Annotated in this window: 17 protein-coding genes; 13 read left to right on the forward strand and 4 right to left on the reverse strand. The window is 56.8% G+C overall.

From position 1 onward, the window contains the following. The first annotated feature begins 37 nt into the window (after nt 1–37). The 12 genes from ACOSDR_RS17590 (at nt 38) to pufC (ending at nt 11,125) form a co-directional block, all read left to right on the forward strand. Complete coding sequence (locus ACOSDR_RS17590; protein WP_420725900.1) at nt 38–919, forward strand: polyprenyl synthetase family protein; 882 nt, start codon at nt 38–40, stop codon at nt 917–919. A 43-nt stretch (nt 920–962) separates the two neighbouring features. After that, nucleotides 963–2,057 (forward strand): methyltransferase, encoded by a 1,095-nt coding sequence (locus tag ACOSDR_RS17595; protein ID WP_420732063.1) that lies wholly within the window; start codon nt 963–965, stop codon nt 2,055–2,057. A 194-nt stretch (nt 2,058–2,251) separates the two neighbouring features. After that, nucleotides 2,252–3,187 (forward strand): chlorophyll synthesis pathway protein BchC, encoded by a 936-nt coding sequence (gene bchC / locus ACOSDR_RS17600; RefSeq protein WP_420732064.1) that lies wholly within the window; start codon nt 2,252–2,254, stop codon nt 3,185–3,187. 5 nt (nt 3,188–3,192) lie between these two features. Next, complete coding sequence (locus ACOSDR_RS17605) at nt 3,193–4,164, forward strand: chlorophyllide a reductase iron protein subunit X (RefSeq protein ID WP_420725955.1); 972 nt, start codon at nt 3,193–3,195, stop codon at nt 4,162–4,164. 54 nt (nt 4,165–4,218) lie between these two features. Beyond that, a complete protein-coding gene (gene bchY / locus ACOSDR_RS17610) occupies nt 4,219–5,808 on the forward strand; it encodes a chlorophyllide a reductase subunit Y (protein ID WP_420732065.1) in 1,590 nt (529 codons plus the stop codon). Next, nucleotides 5,802–7,262: a chlorophyllide a reductase subunit Z gene (bchZ, locus tag ACOSDR_RS17615; protein WP_420725896.1), complete on the forward strand. Its 1,461-nt coding sequence runs from the start codon at nt 5,802–5,804 to the stop codon at nt 7,260–7,262. Before bchY ends, bchZ begins: the two co-directional genes overlap by 7 nt. Before the next feature lie 82 nt (nt 7,263–7,344). Next, nucleotides 7,345–7,581 carry a hypothetical protein gene (locus ACOSDR_RS17620; protein WP_420725895.1) on the forward strand — a complete coding sequence of 79 codons (237 nt, stop codon included), beginning with the start codon at nt 7,345–7,347 and terminating at the stop codon, nt 7,579–7,581. A gap of 172 nt (nt 7,582–7,753) precedes the next feature. Then, nucleotides 7,754–7,963 (forward strand): light-harvesting antenna LH1, beta subunit, encoded by a 210-nt coding sequence (gene pufB, locus ACOSDR_RS17625; RefSeq protein ID WP_420725894.1) that lies wholly within the window; start codon nt 7,754–7,756, stop codon nt 7,961–7,963. Nucleotides 7,964–7,975: 12 nt separating this feature from the next. Continuing rightward, on the forward strand, nt 7,976–8,110 hold the full coding sequence (gene pufA, locus ACOSDR_RS17630; RefSeq protein WP_420725893.1) for a light-harvesting antenna LH1, alpha subunit: 135 nt from the start codon (nt 7,976–7,978) through the stop codon (nt 8,108–8,110). A gap of 183 nt (nt 8,111–8,293) precedes the next feature. Beyond that, the gene (pufL, locus tag ACOSDR_RS17635; RefSeq protein WP_420725892.1) at nt 8,294–9,118 is read left to right on the forward strand and encodes a photosynthetic reaction center subunit L; all 825 of its coding nucleotides are present in this window, start codon (nt 8,294–8,296) and stop codon (nt 9,116–9,118) included. 13 nt (nt 9,119–9,131) lie between these two features. After that, the gene (gene pufM, locus ACOSDR_RS17640) at nt 9,132–10,103 is read left to right on the forward strand and encodes a photosynthetic reaction center subunit M (protein WP_420725891.1); all 972 of its coding nucleotides are present in this window, start codon (nt 9,132–9,134) and stop codon (nt 10,101–10,103) included. Next, nucleotides 10,103–11,125, forward strand: coding sequence for a photosynthetic reaction center cytochrome PufC (gene pufC / locus ACOSDR_RS17645; protein ID WP_420732066.1), 1,023 nt, complete (start codon nt 10,103–10,105; stop codon nt 11,123–11,125). The genes pufM and pufC overlap by 1 nt, the downstream gene beginning before the upstream one ends. Nucleotides 11,126–11,267: 142 nt before the next feature. On the opposite strand, the gene ACOSDR_RS17650 is transcribed toward pufC, so the two are convergent. The 3 genes from ACOSDR_RS17650 to ACOSDR_RS17660 all read right to left on the reverse strand — a co-directional run bounded on the left by ACOSDR_RS17650 (nt 11,268) and on the right by ACOSDR_RS17660 (nt 14,326). After that, the gene (locus ACOSDR_RS17650; protein WP_420725889.1) at nt 11,268–12,443 is read right to left on the reverse strand and encodes an acetyl-CoA C-acetyltransferase; all 1,176 of its coding nucleotides are present in this window, start codon (nt 12,441–12,443) and stop codon (nt 11,268–11,270) included. A 133-nt stretch (nt 12,444–12,576) separates the two neighbouring features. Continuing rightward, nucleotides 12,577–13,635, reverse strand: coding sequence for an alpha/beta fold hydrolase (locus ACOSDR_RS17655; RefSeq protein WP_420732067.1), 1,059 nt, complete (start codon nt 13,633–13,635; stop codon nt 12,577–12,579). A gap of 34 nt (nt 13,636–13,669) precedes the next feature. Then, nucleotides 13,670–14,326, reverse strand: a complete 657-nt coding sequence (locus ACOSDR_RS17660; protein WP_420732068.1) for a hypothetical protein — start codon at nt 14,324–14,326, stop codon at nt 13,670–13,672. A 143-nt stretch (nt 14,327–14,469) separates the two neighbouring features. On the opposite strand from ACOSDR_RS17660, the gene phaR reads away from it, so the two are divergent. Next, nucleotides 14,470–15,087: a polyhydroxyalkanoate synthesis repressor PhaR gene (phaR, locus tag ACOSDR_RS17665; RefSeq protein WP_420732069.1), complete on the forward strand. Its 618-nt coding sequence runs from the start codon at nt 14,470–14,472 to the stop codon at nt 15,085–15,087. A gap of 24 nt (nt 15,088–15,111) precedes the next feature. Here the strand turns inward: phaR and ACOSDR_RS17670 are convergent, their stop codons facing one another. Next, nucleotides 15,112–16,863 (reverse strand): putative bifunctional diguanylate cyclase/phosphodiesterase, encoded by a 1,752-nt coding sequence (locus tag ACOSDR_RS17670; protein WP_420725885.1) that lies wholly within the window; start codon nt 16,861–16,863, stop codon nt 15,112–15,114. Nucleotides 16,864–17,031 lie beyond the last annotated feature (168 nt).

Here is a 17,031-nt window from a genome sequence, read left to right on the forward strand (position 1 = left end):
GCGAGGTATCGGGAGATAGTTGGTGGGGAGCGTAGGCATGGACATCGCACAGCGAATTGAACGCAGCATTGAACAGACGATTTCCCGGGCACGCGCGCCGGGCTCGCCCCCAAAATTGGGTCAGGCAATGCAGTATGCAGTATTTCCAGGTGGGGCGCGCATCCGGCCGAAACTCTGTCTTTCCGTGGCGCTGACCTGTGGGGACGATAATCCTGCAATGGCAGACGCTGCGGCAACCGCAATTGAACTGCTGCATTGTGCATCGCTGGTGCATGATGATCTGCCCTGTTTTGACGATGCTGAAATGCGCCGTGGTAAACCATCCGTTCACCGTGCCCACGGGGAACCTGTGGCCGTGCTGGCAGGCGATGCTTTGATCATCCTGGCCTTTGAAATCCTGGCACGCCGCATTCCCGATAATCCGGAACGCGCAGCGACCCTGTTGCGCATCATTACAGGCGCGGTTGGTATGCCCTTTGGCATTACCGCAGGCCAGGCCTGGGAGTCGGAAGACGGCGCGATCCTGGCGGATTATCAACGAGCGAAAACAGGCTCTTTGTTTGCCGCGGCTACGGCGGCCGGGGGCGCGGCGGCCGGCGCGGATGCGTCACTGTGGCAAACATTGGGGGAGCGTCTGGGCGAGGCCTATCAGGTCGCCGACGACATTGCCGATGTGATTGGCGATCCAGATCTGTTGGGCAAACCAACGGGACAGGATGCAACTTTCGGGCGGCCTAATGCGGTTGCGGCCCATGGGATGGACGGCGCTGCGAAACGCCTGACAACCCTGATCGTTGAAGCAATTGACTCGATCCCCCCATCGCCTGGGCAGGCGGTGTTGAGGCAACAGATTTTGCAAGAGTCCCGGCGCTTTATGCCCAAGGGAATGGCAATCGAAATTCCGGTCAGCGCGCTTTAGATCAAGATCACCCTGTTCTGAAAGAGGGTAGATTTGAATATTCATGGCACTCCCAGAAATCATTGACCGACTGGTCGCTAGCCCCAAGTTTCGCCGTTTTTCAGCAGGGTTTTTGCCGTTCCGACCATTGGCGCGGCACCGTTCCAAGGTGTTGTTTGATCTGATGGCAGGATTTGTTCACAGCCAGATATTGCTGGCCTGTGTTCGGCTTGATTTGCCAAGTCTTTTGCTGGAGCGCCCGCGTCGTCTTTCCGAGCTGATGGGCCATACAGGCTTGTCAGAAGAGGCCATGACCCGATTGTTGAAGGCCGCGATTTCCCTGGGGCTTGTAAGGCGACGGCGCGGGGATCTGTATGGATTGGGGCCGGTCGGACAAGACGTTGCCAATAATGCCGCAGCGCTTGCGATGATTGAACATCATGTCGCCTTCTATGCCGATATGCGCGATCCCATTGCGTTGTTGAAACGGGAAGTTCCTGAAACCGCATTGGCGGCCTATTGGCCTTATGTGGGGGATCGGGACGGAGTGACGGAGTCCGTTGCGTCTGATTACAGCACATTGATGGCCCAGTCCCAGGAAGGTGTCGCCGAAGAGGTGCTGGATGATTATTCCGTCAAGGGGCGTCGTCACATTCTCGATATAGGTGGTGGTGATGGAACATTTTTGTCTGCTGTTGCCCGTCGCGTCTCTCTTGATACCAAACTGACCCTGTTTGATTTGCCCCAGGTTGCTCAGGCTGCGCGGCACCGTCTGACGGCAGCGGGGCTGGCGGACCGCATTGAAACGGTGGGTGGCGATTTTCTTGAAACCCCTCTGCCGGGGGATGCTGATTTGATTACGCTGATCCGGGTGCTGTTTGACCATCCTGATCGGATCGTGGCCCCGTTGCTGAAGGCAATACGCGCGGCAATCGCACCCGATGGGGCGCTGTTGATTGCCGAACCCGTATCAGAAACGCCCGGCGGTGAGCGAATCGCAGATGCCTATTTCAGCTTCTATCTGCTGGCCATGGGGGAGGGGCAGGTTCGCACCAAAGCGCATCATACAGACCTGCTAAAGAACGCGGGATTTTCCAAAGTTCGGGTGGTTTCCTGCCGGATGCCGCATTTGGTGCGTTTGATTGAAGCGCGACCCTGAGGGAGTTTGGATTTATCTGTCAGTATAATTTGACAACAAAAGTGTAAATTATAGTTGACATTTTGCAGTGTAAATTTACAGTGAAGGGCGCTGGAAAAGGTCCGGCAAAAAATAACAGAAGGCAGGAACGCCTCACAAAATCCGAAACAGCCTGAAATGGCGGGGCCGCAAAATGCGGTAGGGGACGAATGGGAATGGAAACGCAAGCGATCATATTCGAAAAGCCGGAGGCCCTAGCGGTCCGCGCTGTCGAATTGAAAGCGCCAGCGGAAGATGACCTGATCATTGATGTCGCCTGGAGTGGCGTTAGCACCGGAACTGAGCGTCTGTTATGGACAGGCCGCATGCCGCAATTTCCTGGAATGGGATATCCATTGGTGCCCGGCTATGAAGCAGTGGGGCGGATATCGCGGTCTGCACGGGATTGCAGCCTGCGTGAAGGTGACTTTGTTTTCGTACCGGGTGCCTCTTGTTTTGGAGAGGTTCGCGGTCTCTTTGGCGGTTCTGCTCGACGATTGGTCGTCCCGGCACGCCGCGCTGTTGCCATTGATGACAGTCTTCAGGAACGGGGCGTTCTGCTGGCCTTGGCGGCCACGGCCTATCATGCCGTAGCAGGATATACGCTGCCGGATTTGATTGTCGGGCACGGTGTTCTGGGTCGTTTATTGGCACGGATCACGATTGCGCTGGGCGGAGACGCTCCCGTTGTTTGGGAAACGAATTCAGATCGTGTCGCCGGAGCCATGGGCTATAGCGTCACAAATTCAGAAGACGACACCAATCGCAGCTACCGCGCGATCTATGATGTCAGCGGGTCCCATGATCTTCTGGATAGTTTGATTTCACGCCTGAGCCCAGGTGGAGAAGTCGTGCTGGCTGGATTCTATGACGTCTCTCTTAGTTTCAAATTTGTTCCGGCCTTCCTGCGAGAGGCCCGGATGCGCGTCGCGGCGGAATGGAAAGACCCTGATCTGCGCGCCGTCAAAGGGTTGATCGAGTCCGGTGACCTATCACTGGACGGGTTAATCACCCACCGCAAAACGCCGGATGTGGCAGCGGATGCTTATCACACCGCTTTCACGGATCCGACCTGCCTCAAAATGATCCTGGATTGGAGCACGCCTCAATGAGCACGATGACTGAAGACCTGCGCAAAGAAGCGGCACAAGGTCCGGATCCGGTTCAAACCGGACCTGTGACCAAAGAAACACAGATCATTGCGATCTATGGAAAAGGGGGGATCGGTAAGTCCTTCACCCTGTCCAATCTCAGCTACATGATGGCACAGCAGGGTAAGAAGGTTCTTCTGATCGGCTGTGATCCGAAATCAGACACGACCTCGCTGTTATTTGGTGGCAAAAGCTGCCCGACGATCCTGGAAACATCTTCCCGCAAAAAGGAAGCCGGTGAAGAAGTTGAAATCGGTGATGTCTGCTTCGTTCGCGACGGTGTTTATGCCATGGAACTGGGCGGCCCGGAAGTCGGGCGCGGCTGCGGGGGTCGCGGTATCATCCACGGCTTTGAATTGCTGGAGAAACTGGGCTTCCACGATTGGGAATTCGATTACGTCCTGCTGGACTTTTTGGGCGACGTTGTCTGTGGCGGGTTCGGCCTGCCGATTGCCCGTGACATGTGCCAGAAGGTAATCGTGGTCGGATCGAACGATCTGCAAAGCCTGTATGTCGCCAACAATGTCTGCTCTGCAGTGGAATATTTCCGCAAGCTGGGCGGCAATGTCGGGGTCGCCGGGATGGTCATCAACAAGGATGATGGCACCGGTGAGGCCCAGGCTTTCGCAGATGTGGTCGGTATTCCCGTCCTGGCGGCGATCCCCGCCAATGAAGACATCCGCCGCAAAAGCGCGAATTACGAAATTGTCGGCATTCCCGGTGGGGAATGGGCGCCCCTGTTTGCGGAGCTTGCGATCAATGTTGCAGAGGCCCAGCCGATGCACCCGAAAGCCCTGGATCAGGATGGGTTGTTGGGCCTGTTCACCAGCAAGGAAACCGGCGGCGATTACACGCTGATCCCGGCGAAGATGGAAGATATGTGCAGCTCATCCAAGCTGGCAAAAGACAGTTTGGAAGTGGTTTACGACACGGTTTGAGGCGTTTTGTCAGACTGAATGGTTTGTGACGACACAGGATTGGATATAGTTGGTATGCCCTATGATGCCCCAGACAAAACACTGACCAGCGACATCGAAAGCGCTGCCTCCAGTGTTGATTTGTCGAAGACTCCGGTCAATCCGACCGGTGCCGACGGGCAGGGCTGTCACAGCGGTGCTGCGCAGATGCGTGCAGCGGCAGAGGCAGCGGGCAAGTCTGAAATCCTGGACCAATACGCCGCTGATTATCCGGTTGGTCCCCATGATAAGCCTCAGGGCATGTGCCCGGCCTTTGGGTCCTTGCGGGTCGGTCTGCGGATGCGGCGCACGGCAACAATCCTGTCTGGCTCCGCCTGCTGCGTTTATGGCCTGACCTTTACCAGTCACTTCTATGGTGCGCGTCGTTCGGTTGGTTATGTGCCGTTCAATTCGGAAACACTGGTCACCGGCAAACTGTATGAAGACATCCGCGATGCGGTGCACGAAATCGCCGATCCGGAACGCTATGACGCGGTGATCGTCACCAATCTGTGTGTCCCGACCGCGTCTGGCATTCCGTTGCAGATGCTGCCCAAGGAAATCAACGGTGTGCGCATCGTTGGTATCGATGTGCCGGGCTTTGGTGTTCCCACGCATGCTGAGGCGAAAGATGTCCTGGCCGGTGCGATGCTGAAATATGCCCGCACAGAGGTTGAGGCTGGTCCGGTTCAAGCCCCCGTCGGTGGCGTCAGCGATAAGCCGACGATCACGCTGTTGGGCGAAATGTTCCCGGCAGACCCGGTGGGAATCGGCATGATGCTGGCTCCGATGGGCCTGGCGGCAGGGCCGGTGGTGCCGACCCGCGAATGGCGTGAGCTTTATTCCGCCCTGGACTGTGCAGCGGTTGCGGCAATCCATCCTTTCTATACCGCGTCCTGCCGCGAATTCACGGCAGCCGGTCGCTCAATTGTCGGGTCCGCGCCCATTGGTCATGACGGCACGGCGATGTGGCTGGACAGCATCGGGGAAGCCTGTGGCATTGCCAAAGACAAGGTCGCGGCCTCCAAGAATGCCTTCCTGCCAGCGATTGCGGAGGCATTGAGTGGCGCACAGATCAAAGGGCGCGTGACCCTGTCTGGCTATGAAGGGTCTGAATTAATCGTCGCGCGGTTGCTGATCGAAAGCGGCGCGGAAGTGCCTTATGTCGGCACAGCCTGCCCCAAAACAAAATGGTCCGACCCGGATCGCGACTGGCTGGAATCCCATGGTGTTCAGGTCAATTACCGCGCCTCTTTGGAAGAAGATCTGGCGGCAGTGCGGGAATTCACCCCGGACCTGGCCATCGGGACGACGCCGGTGGTTCAGAAGGCCAAAGAGCTGGGCATTCCCGGTCTCTACTTTACCAATCTGATTTCCGCACGCCCGCTGATGGGGCCTGCCGGAGCTGGGCAATTGGGGCAGATTGTTAATGCGGCGATCGCTAATAAGGGCCGCTTCGACAAGATGAAAGAATTCTTCGAAGGCGTCGGCACGGGCGACCATGCGGGCATCTGGGAAGACGTTCCGGAAGACAAGCCTGATTTCCGCCTGCGCAACGCCAAGGCACGGGAACGCGCCACTGCCGCGCGCACTGCTGATAAAGTGGAAGGAGCGGTCGGATGCTAGTCCAGGATCATGATCGCGCCGGCGGCTATTGGGGATCGGTCTATGTGTTTACCGCGATCAAGGGATTGCAGGTCATCATAGATGGTCCCGTTGGCTGTGAAAACCTGCCGGTAACATCTGTCCTGCATTACACCGATGGCCTGCCCCCCCATGAACTGCCCATCGTCGTCACCGGCCTGGGTGAAGAGGAATTGGGTCAGACCGGCACGGAAGAGGCGATGAAACGCGCCCATGCCGCGCTGGATCCTGATCTGCCTGCCGTGGTTGTCACAGGGTCTATCGCGGAGATGATCGGTGGCGGCGTGACCCCAGAAGGGACCGGCATCCGTCGCTTCCTGCCGCGCACCATCGACGAAGACCAATGGCAAAGCGCGGATCGCGCGCTGTATTGGCTGTGGACCGAATATGGTGCCAAAAAGGGTGGCAAGCTGCCCAAGGCGAAGAAGCGCGCTGCGGATGCAAAACCCCGCGTGAACATTATCGGGCCCGCCTATGGCATGTTCAATATGCCCTCTGACCTCGCGGAAATCCGCCGTCTGGTCGAAGGCATTGGGGCAGAAATCAATATGGTCTTCCCCCTGGGCAGCCATCTATCGGATGTTGGCCGCTTGGTCGATGCGGATGTGAATATCTGCTTGTATCGCGAATTCGGGCGGCTGTTGTGCGAAGGTTTGGAAAAGCCCTATCTGCAAGCGCCCATTGGCCTGGACAGCACAACGAAATTCCTGCGTAAGCTGGGAGAGTTACTGTCGCTGGATCCTGAGCCCTTTATTGAGCGGGAAAAGCACACGACCATCAAACCGCTATGGGATCTGTGGCGGTCGGTTACGCAGGATTTCTTTGGCACGGCCAGCTTTGGCATCGTCGCACCAGAAACCTATTCCCGTGGCATCCGCAACTTCCTGGAAAATGATCTGGGCCTGCCCTGTCACTTCGCAGTATCCCGGCTGGCGGGTAAGAAAACCGACAACAATGCCGTGCGCAAGCTGGTTCAGGAAAAGACCCCCATGGTGGTTTTCGGCAGTTTTAACGAGCGCATGTATATGGCCGAAGTGAACAGCCGCGCGACCTTTGTCCCGGCCAGCTTCCCCGGCACCTTCATTCGGCGCCATACCGGATCCCCCTATATGGGCTATTCCGGTGCAACCTATCTGGTGCAGGAAATCTGCAACGCCCTGTTCGACACCTTGTTCCACATCATCCCTCTTGGATCGCAATTGGATATGGCGGAATCGACGCCAACCCGCCTGCGCCGTGACATGCCCTGGGATGAAGACGCCCGTGTGGCGCTGGACAAGGCGGTTGAGATGTATCCGGTGATCAGTCGAATTTCAGCAGCAAAGTCTCTGCGTGATCGCGCAGAAGCAACAGCGCAGCAGGCGGATCGCAATACGGTCTCGATAGACGATTTGGTACGTGCCCGCACCCAGTTGATGAGTGGGCGGGCGGCTTAGGTCAGCGTTTGGAAGTTTACCGCCGCGGCGAATGGGCTGCGGCAAGACGGTCCCTCGGGGCCGATTTTGGAAGGGACTAAAAATGGCAATCGGTCTTGAAGACGCAAGTTTCGTCCCAGCGCGCGATGCGCAGCGGGAAAGACTGGAATACAAGCTTCTCTATTCCATCGGGTTCACGGCATTTCTGGGGGCCGGGATCATCGCCCGCCTTTTGCCCTGGCGCTGGCAGATGTTCGGCGGCCAAGGCCAGGTCCGATCGGTTTTTGAGGAAGCACGAATTCGCGCGAACGGGACGGTTCCCTTCGCTTTCATGCGCTAGGCCACGGCTTGTAAGCGCAGCGACTGGGTTCACTCCTCGAATTCTGATCCGGGTTACCGGACAGAGGCTGGGGGTGGAGCGTCGGTGTCGAAGTAAAATTCGGCATCGATAGTACCTCGCCACGTAGGCAACGTGGTAACGGCCTTCGGGCCTAAGTAAGGGAGGTTTTGATATGGCAAATTCCATGTCTGGCCTGTCAGAACAGGAAGCTCAAGAGTTCCACAAATACTACATGCAGGGGTTCTTCCTCTTCGTGGCAGTGGCTGTGGTTGCTCACATCCTGGTCTGGGCATGGCGCCCCTGGTTACAAGGTGACGGCATGGCGTCCGTTTCTGACGGGCTGCATACCGCGGCATTAACCCTAACTTCCGTTATCGGATAGGAGGAGAGACCAATGTGGCGCATTTGGCTGCTTTTCGATCCCCGCCGCGTAATGGTTGCGCAAGGGGTTTTCCTGTTCGCCTTGGCTGCGATGATTCACTTCGTCCTGCTGAGCACCGAACGCTTCAACTGGCTGATGAACCCGTAAGGGCAATTCAGCTGGGGCACCGCCTGCCCCGGACGCGGTCGAGCTATCGACCCCGTTCGGGCGGCGGGGCACCGACTTGGATCAACGGGCGGGGCAACTCCCGCAGGTCTTACCCAAAGGGTCATTGGCCCGCCCGCTGAACCGACCAACACTAATCGTGGCAACGGCCCGGAGGATTGAGCGATGTCTATGCTCAACTTTGAAAAAAAATATCGCGTCCGCGGTGGAACCCTGATCGGCGGAGACTTGTTCGATTTCTGGGTCGGACCCTTTTACGTCGGCTTCTTCGGCGTGACGACGGCGTTCTTCGCCGGGCTGGGCACCGTTCTTATACTGTACGGGGCTTCTCAGGGAGGAACCTGGAACCCATGGCAAATTAACATTGCACCGCCAGACCTGTCTTATGGTCTGGGTTTCGCGCCATTGATGGAGGGCGGGCTATGGCAGATCGTGACGATCTGTGCCATCGGGTCCTTTATCTCCTGGGCGTTACGAGAGGTCGAGATTTGCAGAAAGCTTGGGATTGGGCTCCACGTTCCAATCGCCTTCGCATTTGCTATCGGAGCCTATATCACACTTGTTGTGGTCCGGCCGCTGTTGCTTGGCGCCTGGGGACATGGTTTCCCCTATGGTATCCTAAGCCACCTCGACTGGGTATCTAACGTTGGGTATCAATACCTGCACTTCCACTACAATCCAGCCCATATGATCGCGGTTTCGTTCTTCTTTACAACGGCATTGGCGCTTGCCCTGCACGGCGCGCTGATCCTGTCATCGGTCAATCCGAAGGAAGGCGAAACAGTACGCACGGCGGAGCATGAAAACTCCTTCTTCCGCGACAGCATCGGCTATTCGATTGGAACCTTGGGCATTCACCGCCTCGGCCTGTTTCTGGCTTTGGCGGCGGTCTTCTTCAGCGCGGTCTGTATTGTTATCAGCGGCCCGCTTTGGACACGGGGCTGGCCTGAATGGTGGAACTGGTGGCTGAGCCTGCCGTTCTGGTCTTGAGGAGGGACGAACCATGGTTGAGTATCAAAACATCTTCACGCGCATTCAGGTCCACGGAGCACCGGATCTGGGCGTAGAGGCGGGAGACAGCCCCCTGTGGCGTGGCAAAACAACGGGCAAGAGCACGTTGATGGGCCGCATCGGGGACGCGCAGATCGGTCCCTTCTATCTCGGCTTTACCGGGGTGGCTGCTTTGGCAGCGGGTCTGACCTCTTTCATGATTATCGGGTTTAACATGCTGGCCTCGGTCAACTGGGATCCGATAGAATTCATACGCCAGCTTTTCTGGCTGGGGTTGGAGCCGCCTGCGCCGGAATACGGTCTGTCGATTCCGCCCCTGGCGGAAGGCGGATGGTGGCTGATGGCCGGGTTCTTCCTGACCCTGTCTGTGATGTTATGGTGGGTGCGGGTCTATACACGGGCCAGGGCCCATGGGATGGGTACGCATGTTGCCTGGGCCTTCGCCTCCGCGATCTGGTTGTTCCTGGTCCTTGGGTTCATTCGACCCTTGCTGATGGGCAGCTGGAGTGAGGCGGTACCCTTTGGCATCTTCCCGCATCTGGACTGGACGGCGGCCTTCTCACTGCGATACGGCAACCTGTTCTACAATCCGTTCCATATGCTCTCCATCGCATTCCTGTATGGATCTGCGCTGTTGTTTGCCATGCACGGGGCGACCATCCTGGCCGTGACCCGCTATGGCGGTGATCGGGAAATCGAACAGATCGTGGATCGGGGTACGGCCTCTGAACGCGCCGCCTTGTTCTGGCGCTGGACGATGGGCTTCAACGCCTCGATGGAAAGTATTCACCGCTGGGCATGGTGGTTTGCCGTCCTTACCACATTGGTAGGCGGTATCGGCATACTGCTGACCGGGACCGTGGTTGATAACTGGTACCTGTGGGCTGTGAAGCACGGGGTTGCACCAGCCTATCCACCGGTCTGGGATCCCGCTGCCGTTGACCCACAGATGGGAGGCAACTGATGAAAGCGCTCATTCCAATCGTACTGATCGTTGCTGCATTGCTTGGTGTTCAGCTTATCGTCAGCTTCGAACGTCCCCCCATCGATACCGTTCAGCAAGGGTTTCGCGGAACCGGTATGGAAGAAGGTGTCAATCCGCGTACCGAGGCAAAACTGGTAGAAGCCAATCAAGCGCCGGACTCTTATGGCCCAACGGAGCCAGGCGGGCCCAAAGCCTCAGAAATCTATCAGAATGTTGAGGTTCTGGGCGATCTGACGGAAGATGAGTTCACGGCTTTGATGATCTCCATCACCGCCTGGGTCTCGCCGGATCAAAGCTGCGCCTATTGTCACAATGTTGAGAATATGGCTTCGGAAGAAGTCTATGCCAAGCAGGTGGCGCGGCGCATGCTGCAAATGACCAAGACCATCAATAGCAAATGGAAGGATCACGTCGCTGACACGGGCGTGAACTGTTACACCTGTCACCGGGGCAATCCGGTCCCTCAGCAGGCCTGGTTCCTGGAAAGTGGACCCGCCGAGTCTGCGGGTGGCTTTATTGCCAAACGTCAGGGCCAGAATGTAGCGACGGAACGGGCAGGTTATACATCCCTTCCTTATACAGCCCTGGAGCAGTTATTGGTCGAAGATGGTAACATCCGGGTACAAAGTGCCAGTGCCTTGCCGATCGCCGGACAGCCCGGCGTTGGCCTGCAAGCCACTGAAAGCACTTATTCGTTGATGATGCATATGTCTGACTCTTTGGGTCAGAACTGTACATTCTGTCACAATACCCGCGCCCTTGGGAACTGGGAGCAAAGCAACCCGGTCCGGACCAAGGCGTGGTATGGAATTCGCATGGCGCGTGACATTAACAATACCTTTGTCATGCCCTTGCAGCCCTTGTTGCCGGAGGCCCATCTGGGCCCACAAGGCGACATTGGCAAGGTTTCCTGCAATACCTGCCACCAGGGTGTAAGCAAGCCCCTATATGGTGCGCCGATGCTGACAGATCATCCCACACTTGGCGTGGCCTCCGACTGAGAGCCTGAAGGAGGCCAGGCACCATCGCTGAGTGAAATTGGGGGAGATAGCGCTGCTGTCTCCCCCCTTTTTTGAGATGCTAAAAAGAAAAGGCCCCGCTGGATATCCGACGGGGCCTTTGCTGTTGTATCTGTCTTTCGACTTATTCGCGCTCTACACACATCGCAATGCCCATGCCGCCGCCGATGCACAGGGTCGCAAGTCCCTTTTTGGCGTCGCGTTTGACCATTTCATGCAGCAGCGTGACAAACACGCGGTTGCCGGACGCCCCGACCGGGTGGCCCAGGGCGATGGCCCCCCCATTCACGTTTACCTTGGACGTGTCCCAGCCCATGTCTTTGTTCACGGCCAGGGCCTGTGCGGCAAAGGCCTCATTGGCTTCGATCAGGTCCAGGTCGTCGGCAGACCAGCCAGCCTTTTCCAGTGCTTTACGAGAGGAGGGAATGGGGCCAGTCCCCATAATTGCAGGATCAACCCCCGCCGTCGCCCAGGAGGCGATCCGCGCCAGGGGAGTAAGCCCGCGCTTGGCGGCTTCGGCGGCGGTCATCAGGACGACGCTGGAAGCCCCATCATTAATGCCCGATGCATTCCCGGCTGTGACGGTCCCTTCCTTATCAAAAGCCGGGCGCAGCTTACCCAGGCTTTCAATCGTGGTGCCGTGCTTGGGGTATTCATCATCGGAAACGACGACTTCACCTTTCCGGGTTTTGATCGTGACGGGCACGATTTCATCCTTGAAGCGGCCGGCCTTCTGAGCGTCTTCAGCCTTGTTCTGAGAGGCAACGGCAAACTGATCCTGCTCCTCGCGGGTCAATTGCCATTGGCGGGCGACATTCTCCGCCGTATTGCCCATGTGATAGCCGTTAAAGGCGCACCACAGGCCGTCCTTGATCATCGTATCCGTGAAGCTCAGGTCGCCCATTTTCTGGCCGTTGCGCAGATGCGCGGCATGGGGGGCCTGGCTCATGCTTTCCTGACCACCGGCGACGACGATAGTCGCATCACCGGCCAGGATGGACTGCATGCCCAGCGCCACGGTGCGCAAGCCAGAACCACAAAGCTGGTTCATCTGATACGCCGTTTTATCATAGGGGATGCCCGCCTCTACAGCAGCCTGTCGGGCCGGGTTCTGACCGGTACCGGCGATCAGGATCTGGCCCATGATCACTTCATCAACTTCTTCCGGGGCCACGCCAGCGCGGCTTAATGCCTCCTTAATGGCCACCGCGCCCAGATGCGAGGCAGAAACCCCGCTTAGCGCGCCATTAAATGACCCGACCGGGGTCCGTGCGGCACTGACGATTACGATATCTGTCATAGGGGTGCTCCTCCAATAAAGTCTGTTTCGCGATCATGATGCGATGGAATGGATCTTCGCCTTTTTCATCGCGCGTGTTTTGTGCAACGCACAATACTCCTGTGTGCTGCAATGGATCAAGGGATGCGTTTCACTATAGTGGCATCGACCCTTCCGGGTCCGACAAAAACTCTAGCACGGGGTCCCATACTGCTGCTCGTGCGTTGCGCGCTGTCATCATACCAATGTGGCCGACTGGCGGCGTCAGTTCAAGGCACCGTGGTAACGTCGCTGCCAAAGCACGGGCAGATGCGGGGGGGACGATTCTGTCAGCCGCGGGAATCAGGGCCAGGGTGGGTTTAGACCATTGTGATGGGTCGCAAGGCAATCCATCGACGCGCCATGTGCCCTGTGCGGTGGCGTTTCTTCCATACCATCCGGCGATACAGTCGCGCGCAACGGGCGCCGCCAGGGCCACGCCATCATTCAGCCAGTCTTCCAGGGCGACAAAGGACCGGGCCGCGGTGCTGTTTGTGTCGTGATGGGCGACGGTTATGAATTTACGAACAGCCAGCATTGGGTCTAATCCGGCGAACAAGGCTTGCAACACATCGACGGCCAGTTCACCTGATTGTGTCATGCCGGGTTCCAATCCTGGTAGCAAGGCCGCCAGTGCTTTGGCCTGATCCGGCCGTTCGGCGTGAAAATCCCAGGGTGTCGCCATCAGGATCAAGGCATCGACACGGTCCTGAATGCCAAGCGAAGCGGCAAGCGCCAAAATTCCCCCCATGCAATATCCGATCGCGGCAATTGGGGTGCCGCATTGCGCCGCACAGGCATCAATCGCACGGCGTGTTCTGGCGATGTAATCCCCCAGATCGAATGTCTGTTCTATTGCCCCCGGCGCATTCCAATCCAACAGAAAGACGGAATGACCAGCCTGCGCCAAATGACGTGCGAAACTGTGGTCCTGTTGCAGGTCCATAATATAGGCGCGATTGACCAGGGACGGGATCAACAATACGGGACGGTTGTTTTTAGATTCTGTGCGAAAACGCCTATAGTCCAGCAATTGGCTGGTGCCTTCCCGCCACAGAATATCAGGTTCTGAAACCGATCGATGATAGGGATGATGGCGATAGGCATTTATGCCCTTCAACATCGCGCCCAATCGTTGGCGCGCTTCAGCTTCTACGGCCTGAGTGAAAAGCACATCAATGCTCGGCTCTTGCCGCAGTGCCTCAGCGTCAGCGTGCTGGCTTTTTCGCGTGGATTTTTTTTGCGGCTGATTTTCTGGCGGTGGCTTTTTTTGATTTGGCTTTTTTTGAGGGTGCGGGGCCAGGGCTTCCAGCCGCCCCATCAGTTCCCGCGCGCGCAGCTTCAGATCGGGACTCCAGACGATTGATCCGCCCTTCAAGGTCAGCGAAGCGGCGATCAAGCTCATGTAATAGGCGTTCGCTGCCATCAGATGGATGGGCAGTGGGCGCGGCCCCAGCCTTTGGTGCGGTTTGGTCTTTATCGCCATTTTTTTCCGTTCCCCCACTGGCCTGCATACCAGTTGTACCCTTGGCTGCATTGGATTGCGGTGGCGTCCAGGCGCTCAGCGCGGTGGTCATCGCATCCTGCATGGCGGCATTCATAGCGCCCCATGCCTGGGTCAGTCCCGCTTGATCGGGCGTCTTTGGCGGGGTGCCGCCCATCATCGCCAGGCCTTGCTGCCACAGCTTCATTGTTTCGGTCATGCCCGCTGCCAGGGAAGGATCGGCCGCCATGGCGGAAAGTTGTTCCTGCCACAGATCGGCAAAGTCCCGGGCCAGATCTGCGATTTCCGGCAGGGCATCCGGGGCTGGCGTTTCGGCCTGTTTCGACCCCTGACCCTGATTGGTGTTTTTGTGTGTTGTCATCGTGCCAACACTATAGGGATTACAGGCCGGAACGAAAACACTGTTGCGCCTATTGCGCTGCAGCGCTGACAGGTGCACACTTTCTAGGCATATTATTGAAGCGCGTTGGGTTGGCCATATGCGCATTATTGGTAAGGTTGGTGATGATGAGCCAGGAAAAGCAGGAAAGCGGTAAATCGTCTCGTGGGTCGGAAGGGGATCCGATCACGATTAAGAAATACGCCAATCGACGCCTTTATAACACTGCGACCAGCAGCTATGTTACGCTGGATCATCTTTCCCAGATGGTGCGGGAGGGTGTGGATTTCGCCGTGTTTGATGCGAAATCCGGCGAAGATATCACGCGCTCTGTCCTGACACAGATTATTGTGGAAGAAGAAGGCAAGACCGGTCAGAACCTGCTGCCGATCAGCTTTCTGCGCAGTTTGATTGGCTATTATGGGGACAATATGCACCGCATGATGCTGCCGCAATATCTTGACCTGTCGATCCGCTCTTTCTCAGAAAACCAGGAAAAGATGCGCGACTATATGCAGGGAACCTTCGGCACTGTCTTCCCTTTTGGCCCGCTGGAAGAGATGGGCAAAAAGAATATGGAAATGTTTGAACGCACGATGCAGATGTTTTCCCCCTTCCCGACGGGAGAGTCGCCGCCGGACAGCAAAGGATCATCATCCCAAGGCGGCGCGGAAAAAGTTTCAGAATTAGAGGAACAATTGGCTGAAATGCAGAAAAAACTGCAGGCTTTGCGTAAGGGCTGATACAACACCCGCTGCAGAATCGGCTTACTCGTTGCCAACCTTACGGACTTTTTTCTTCATCGTCAGAATATCGGCACTTTTCAGGGGTTTCTTTTTCGGTGCCTTCCGCCAGGCCGGATTGACTTCCGGGCGGCCAAAATACCAGCCCTGCAGGAAATTTGCGCCTTCATTTGTCAGGATGGCCGCTTCTTCCTCTGTTTCAATACACTCAGCGACCGTTTGCAGCCCAAATCCCTCTGCCAGCCCCAACAATGTGCGAATGAACATCTGATTTTCGCGGTTGGTCGCGACATCGGTGACAAAGGCGCCGTCGATTTTCACCACATCCACGGTCAGGGATTTCATGTGCCGGAAAGAGGTATAGCCGGAGCCAAAATCATCCAATGCCACCTTGCACCCCAGATCCCGAACCGAGCTAACGAAACGAGCGGTTACGTCAAAATCTTCCAGCGCGGCTGTTTCCGTGATTTCAATTGTCAGGCGCTTTGCAACGTCAGAACGGCCTTTGATCAGACTGACCAGGGTGCGCAGCCAGGCCGGGTCGGTCACGGTCAGGCTGGACACATTCACAGCCAATCGCACATCCGGGTATTCTCGCAGATCTGTGACAGCAAGCTCCAGGGCTCTAAGGTCCAGAGGGCGGATCATACCCAGCTTTTCAACAATTGGAATGAACTGTCCCGCAGTGATGATATCGCCAACTTCATCAATCATGCGGATCAATGTTTCGTAATAGCTGGTTTTCCGGGTTTGTGAGTCGACGACCGGTTGATAGGCCAGCACGATGCGCCCCTCGTCCAGGGCCTTCATGACTTTTTCACCCAGGGAGATATTGGTGCGCTGGCGCAGGCGTTGCTCTTCTGTGACCCGATAGGCTACAAAGCAGTTGCGGCCTTGCGCCTTGGCATCCGCCAGCGCGCTTTCCGCGCCGGTCATGGCGTCCAGTGCCGTGCGGATGAAACCGGGAATCTGGGACCCCCCAACTGAGACAGTGACATGCACGGGCCCGCTGGGCGTTTCGATGGGGCTTGATCGGAAGGAATCCAGAATTTTCTCTGCTGTAATCGTCAACCCGTTCTCATCACAATGCGAAAGGACGCAGCCAAAGCGATCCCCCCCGATGCGTCCGATCACATCGGTTACACGCAGACAGCGCTCAATCCGCTGTCCAACGCCGATGATGACCGCATCGGCGGCTTCATGCCCGTACCCGTCATTGATCATCGACAGTTTATCGATCCCAACAGCCAGATATCCACCGGAAACCTTGTAGCGTTCGTTATAGGACAAGGCGTTTTGCAAGGCTTCCCGCAGGCGGACTTTATTGAGGTGCCCTGTCAGGTCATCATAGTTGGCGCGGTGTTCCAACAGGCTTTCCTGCTGTTTTCGTCCTGTTACGACCCGCAAGGTGCCATACATGAAATGCGGCGTTCCAACGTCGTCATAGACGGCGCCGCCCCGATCGTGAACCCAGCAGAATGCGCCATCCTTACGGCGAATCCGATATTCACAGTCATAGGGCTTGGTGGTAGCAAAATGGCGATTGAGAACCTGTAAGCGCCGCGCCAGGTCTTCTGGATTCAGGCGTTCGCTGAAGGCTTCGCCACTTAATATGTCTGAAAATGTATCTGTGCCCAAAACAGGCTTTGGTTTGCCAATCCAGGCGATGCTGTCATCCTTCAGGTTCCAGCAATAGGCTAGGTCACCAGACGCCAGCAGCGCTTGGGCGGCGAGAGATTTTTCAAAGTTGATGGCGCTGTCCATTACAGAAGCCATTCCCCTAATGTCGCCTCATAGCGCAACAGTCTGCGCCCCGTCATCCAAGAGGAAAGCGGTTCCCCCCACTACTAATTCCATCTTGTTAGTGATCATGCTATCCTCGTTTATTTATTTTTACAATTGAAATCAACAGGTTGTTCTTGGTGCTTCTTGTTGCATATTGTT

This window comes from Hwanghaeella sp. 1Z406 (assembly GCF_048892425.1).
In the GTDB taxonomy this organism is placed as follows: domain Bacteria; phylum Pseudomonadota; class Alphaproteobacteria; order UBA8366; family Aestuariispiraceae; genus Pacificispira.

What these genes read in the sequence shown, in the direction of transcription:
- ACOSDR_RS17590 (WP_420725900.1), top strand. Translation starts at nt 38, where the DNA reads ATGGACATCGCACAGCGAATTGAACGCAGCATTGAACAGACGATTTCC.
- ACOSDR_RS17595 (WP_420732063.1), top strand. Translation starts at nt 963, where the DNA reads ATGGCACTCCCAGAAATCATTGACCGACTGGTCGCTAGCCCCAAGTTT.
- bchC (WP_420732064.1), top strand. Translation starts at nt 2,252, where the DNA reads ATGGAAACGCAAGCGATCATATTCGAAAAGCCGGAGGCCCTAGCGGTC.
- ACOSDR_RS17605 (WP_420725955.1), top strand. Translation starts at nt 3,193, where the DNA reads ATGACTGAAGACCTGCGCAAAGAAGCGGCACAAGGTCCGGATCCGGTT.
- bchY (WP_420732065.1), top strand. Translation starts at nt 4,219, where the DNA reads ATGCCCTATGATGCCCCAGACAAAACACTGACCAGCGACATCGAAAGC.
- bchZ (WP_420725896.1), top strand. Translation starts at nt 5,802, where the DNA reads ATGCTAGTCCAGGATCATGATCGCGCCGGCGGCTATTGGGGATCGGTC.
- ACOSDR_RS17620 (WP_420725895.1), top strand. Translation starts at nt 7,345, where the DNA reads ATGGCAATCGGTCTTGAAGACGCAAGTTTCGTCCCAGCGCGCGATGCG.
- pufB (WP_420725894.1), top strand. Translation starts at nt 7,754, where the DNA reads ATGGCAAATTCCATGTCTGGCCTGTCAGAACAGGAAGCTCAAGAGTTC.
- pufA (WP_420725893.1), top strand. Translation starts at nt 7,976, where the DNA reads ATGTGGCGCATTTGGCTGCTTTTCGATCCCCGCCGCGTAATGGTTGCG.
- pufL (WP_420725892.1), top strand. Translation starts at nt 8,294, where the DNA reads ATGTCTATGCTCAACTTTGAAAAAAAATATCGCGTCCGCGGTGGAACC.
- pufM (WP_420725891.1), top strand. Translation starts at nt 9,132, where the DNA reads ATGGTTGAGTATCAAAACATCTTCACGCGCATTCAGGTCCACGGAGCA.
- pufC (WP_420732066.1), top strand. Translation starts at nt 10,103, where the DNA reads ATGAAAGCGCTCATTCCAATCGTACTGATCGTTGCTGCATTGCTTGGT.
- ACOSDR_RS17650 (WP_420725889.1), bottom strand. Translation starts at nt 12,443, where the DNA reads ATGACAGATATCGTAATCGTCAGTGCCGCACGGACCCCGGTCGGGTCA.
- ACOSDR_RS17660 (WP_420732068.1), bottom strand. Translation starts at nt 14,326, where the DNA reads ATGACAACACACAAAAACACCAATCAGGGTCAGGGGTCGAAACAGGCC.
- phaR (WP_420732069.1), top strand. Translation starts at nt 14,470, where the DNA reads ATGATGAGCCAGGAAAAGCAGGAAAGCGGTAAATCGTCTCGTGGGTCG.
- ACOSDR_RS17670 (WP_420725885.1), bottom strand. Translation starts at nt 16,863, where the DNA reads ATGGCTTCTGTAATGGACAGCGCCATCAACTTTGAAAAATCTCTCGCC.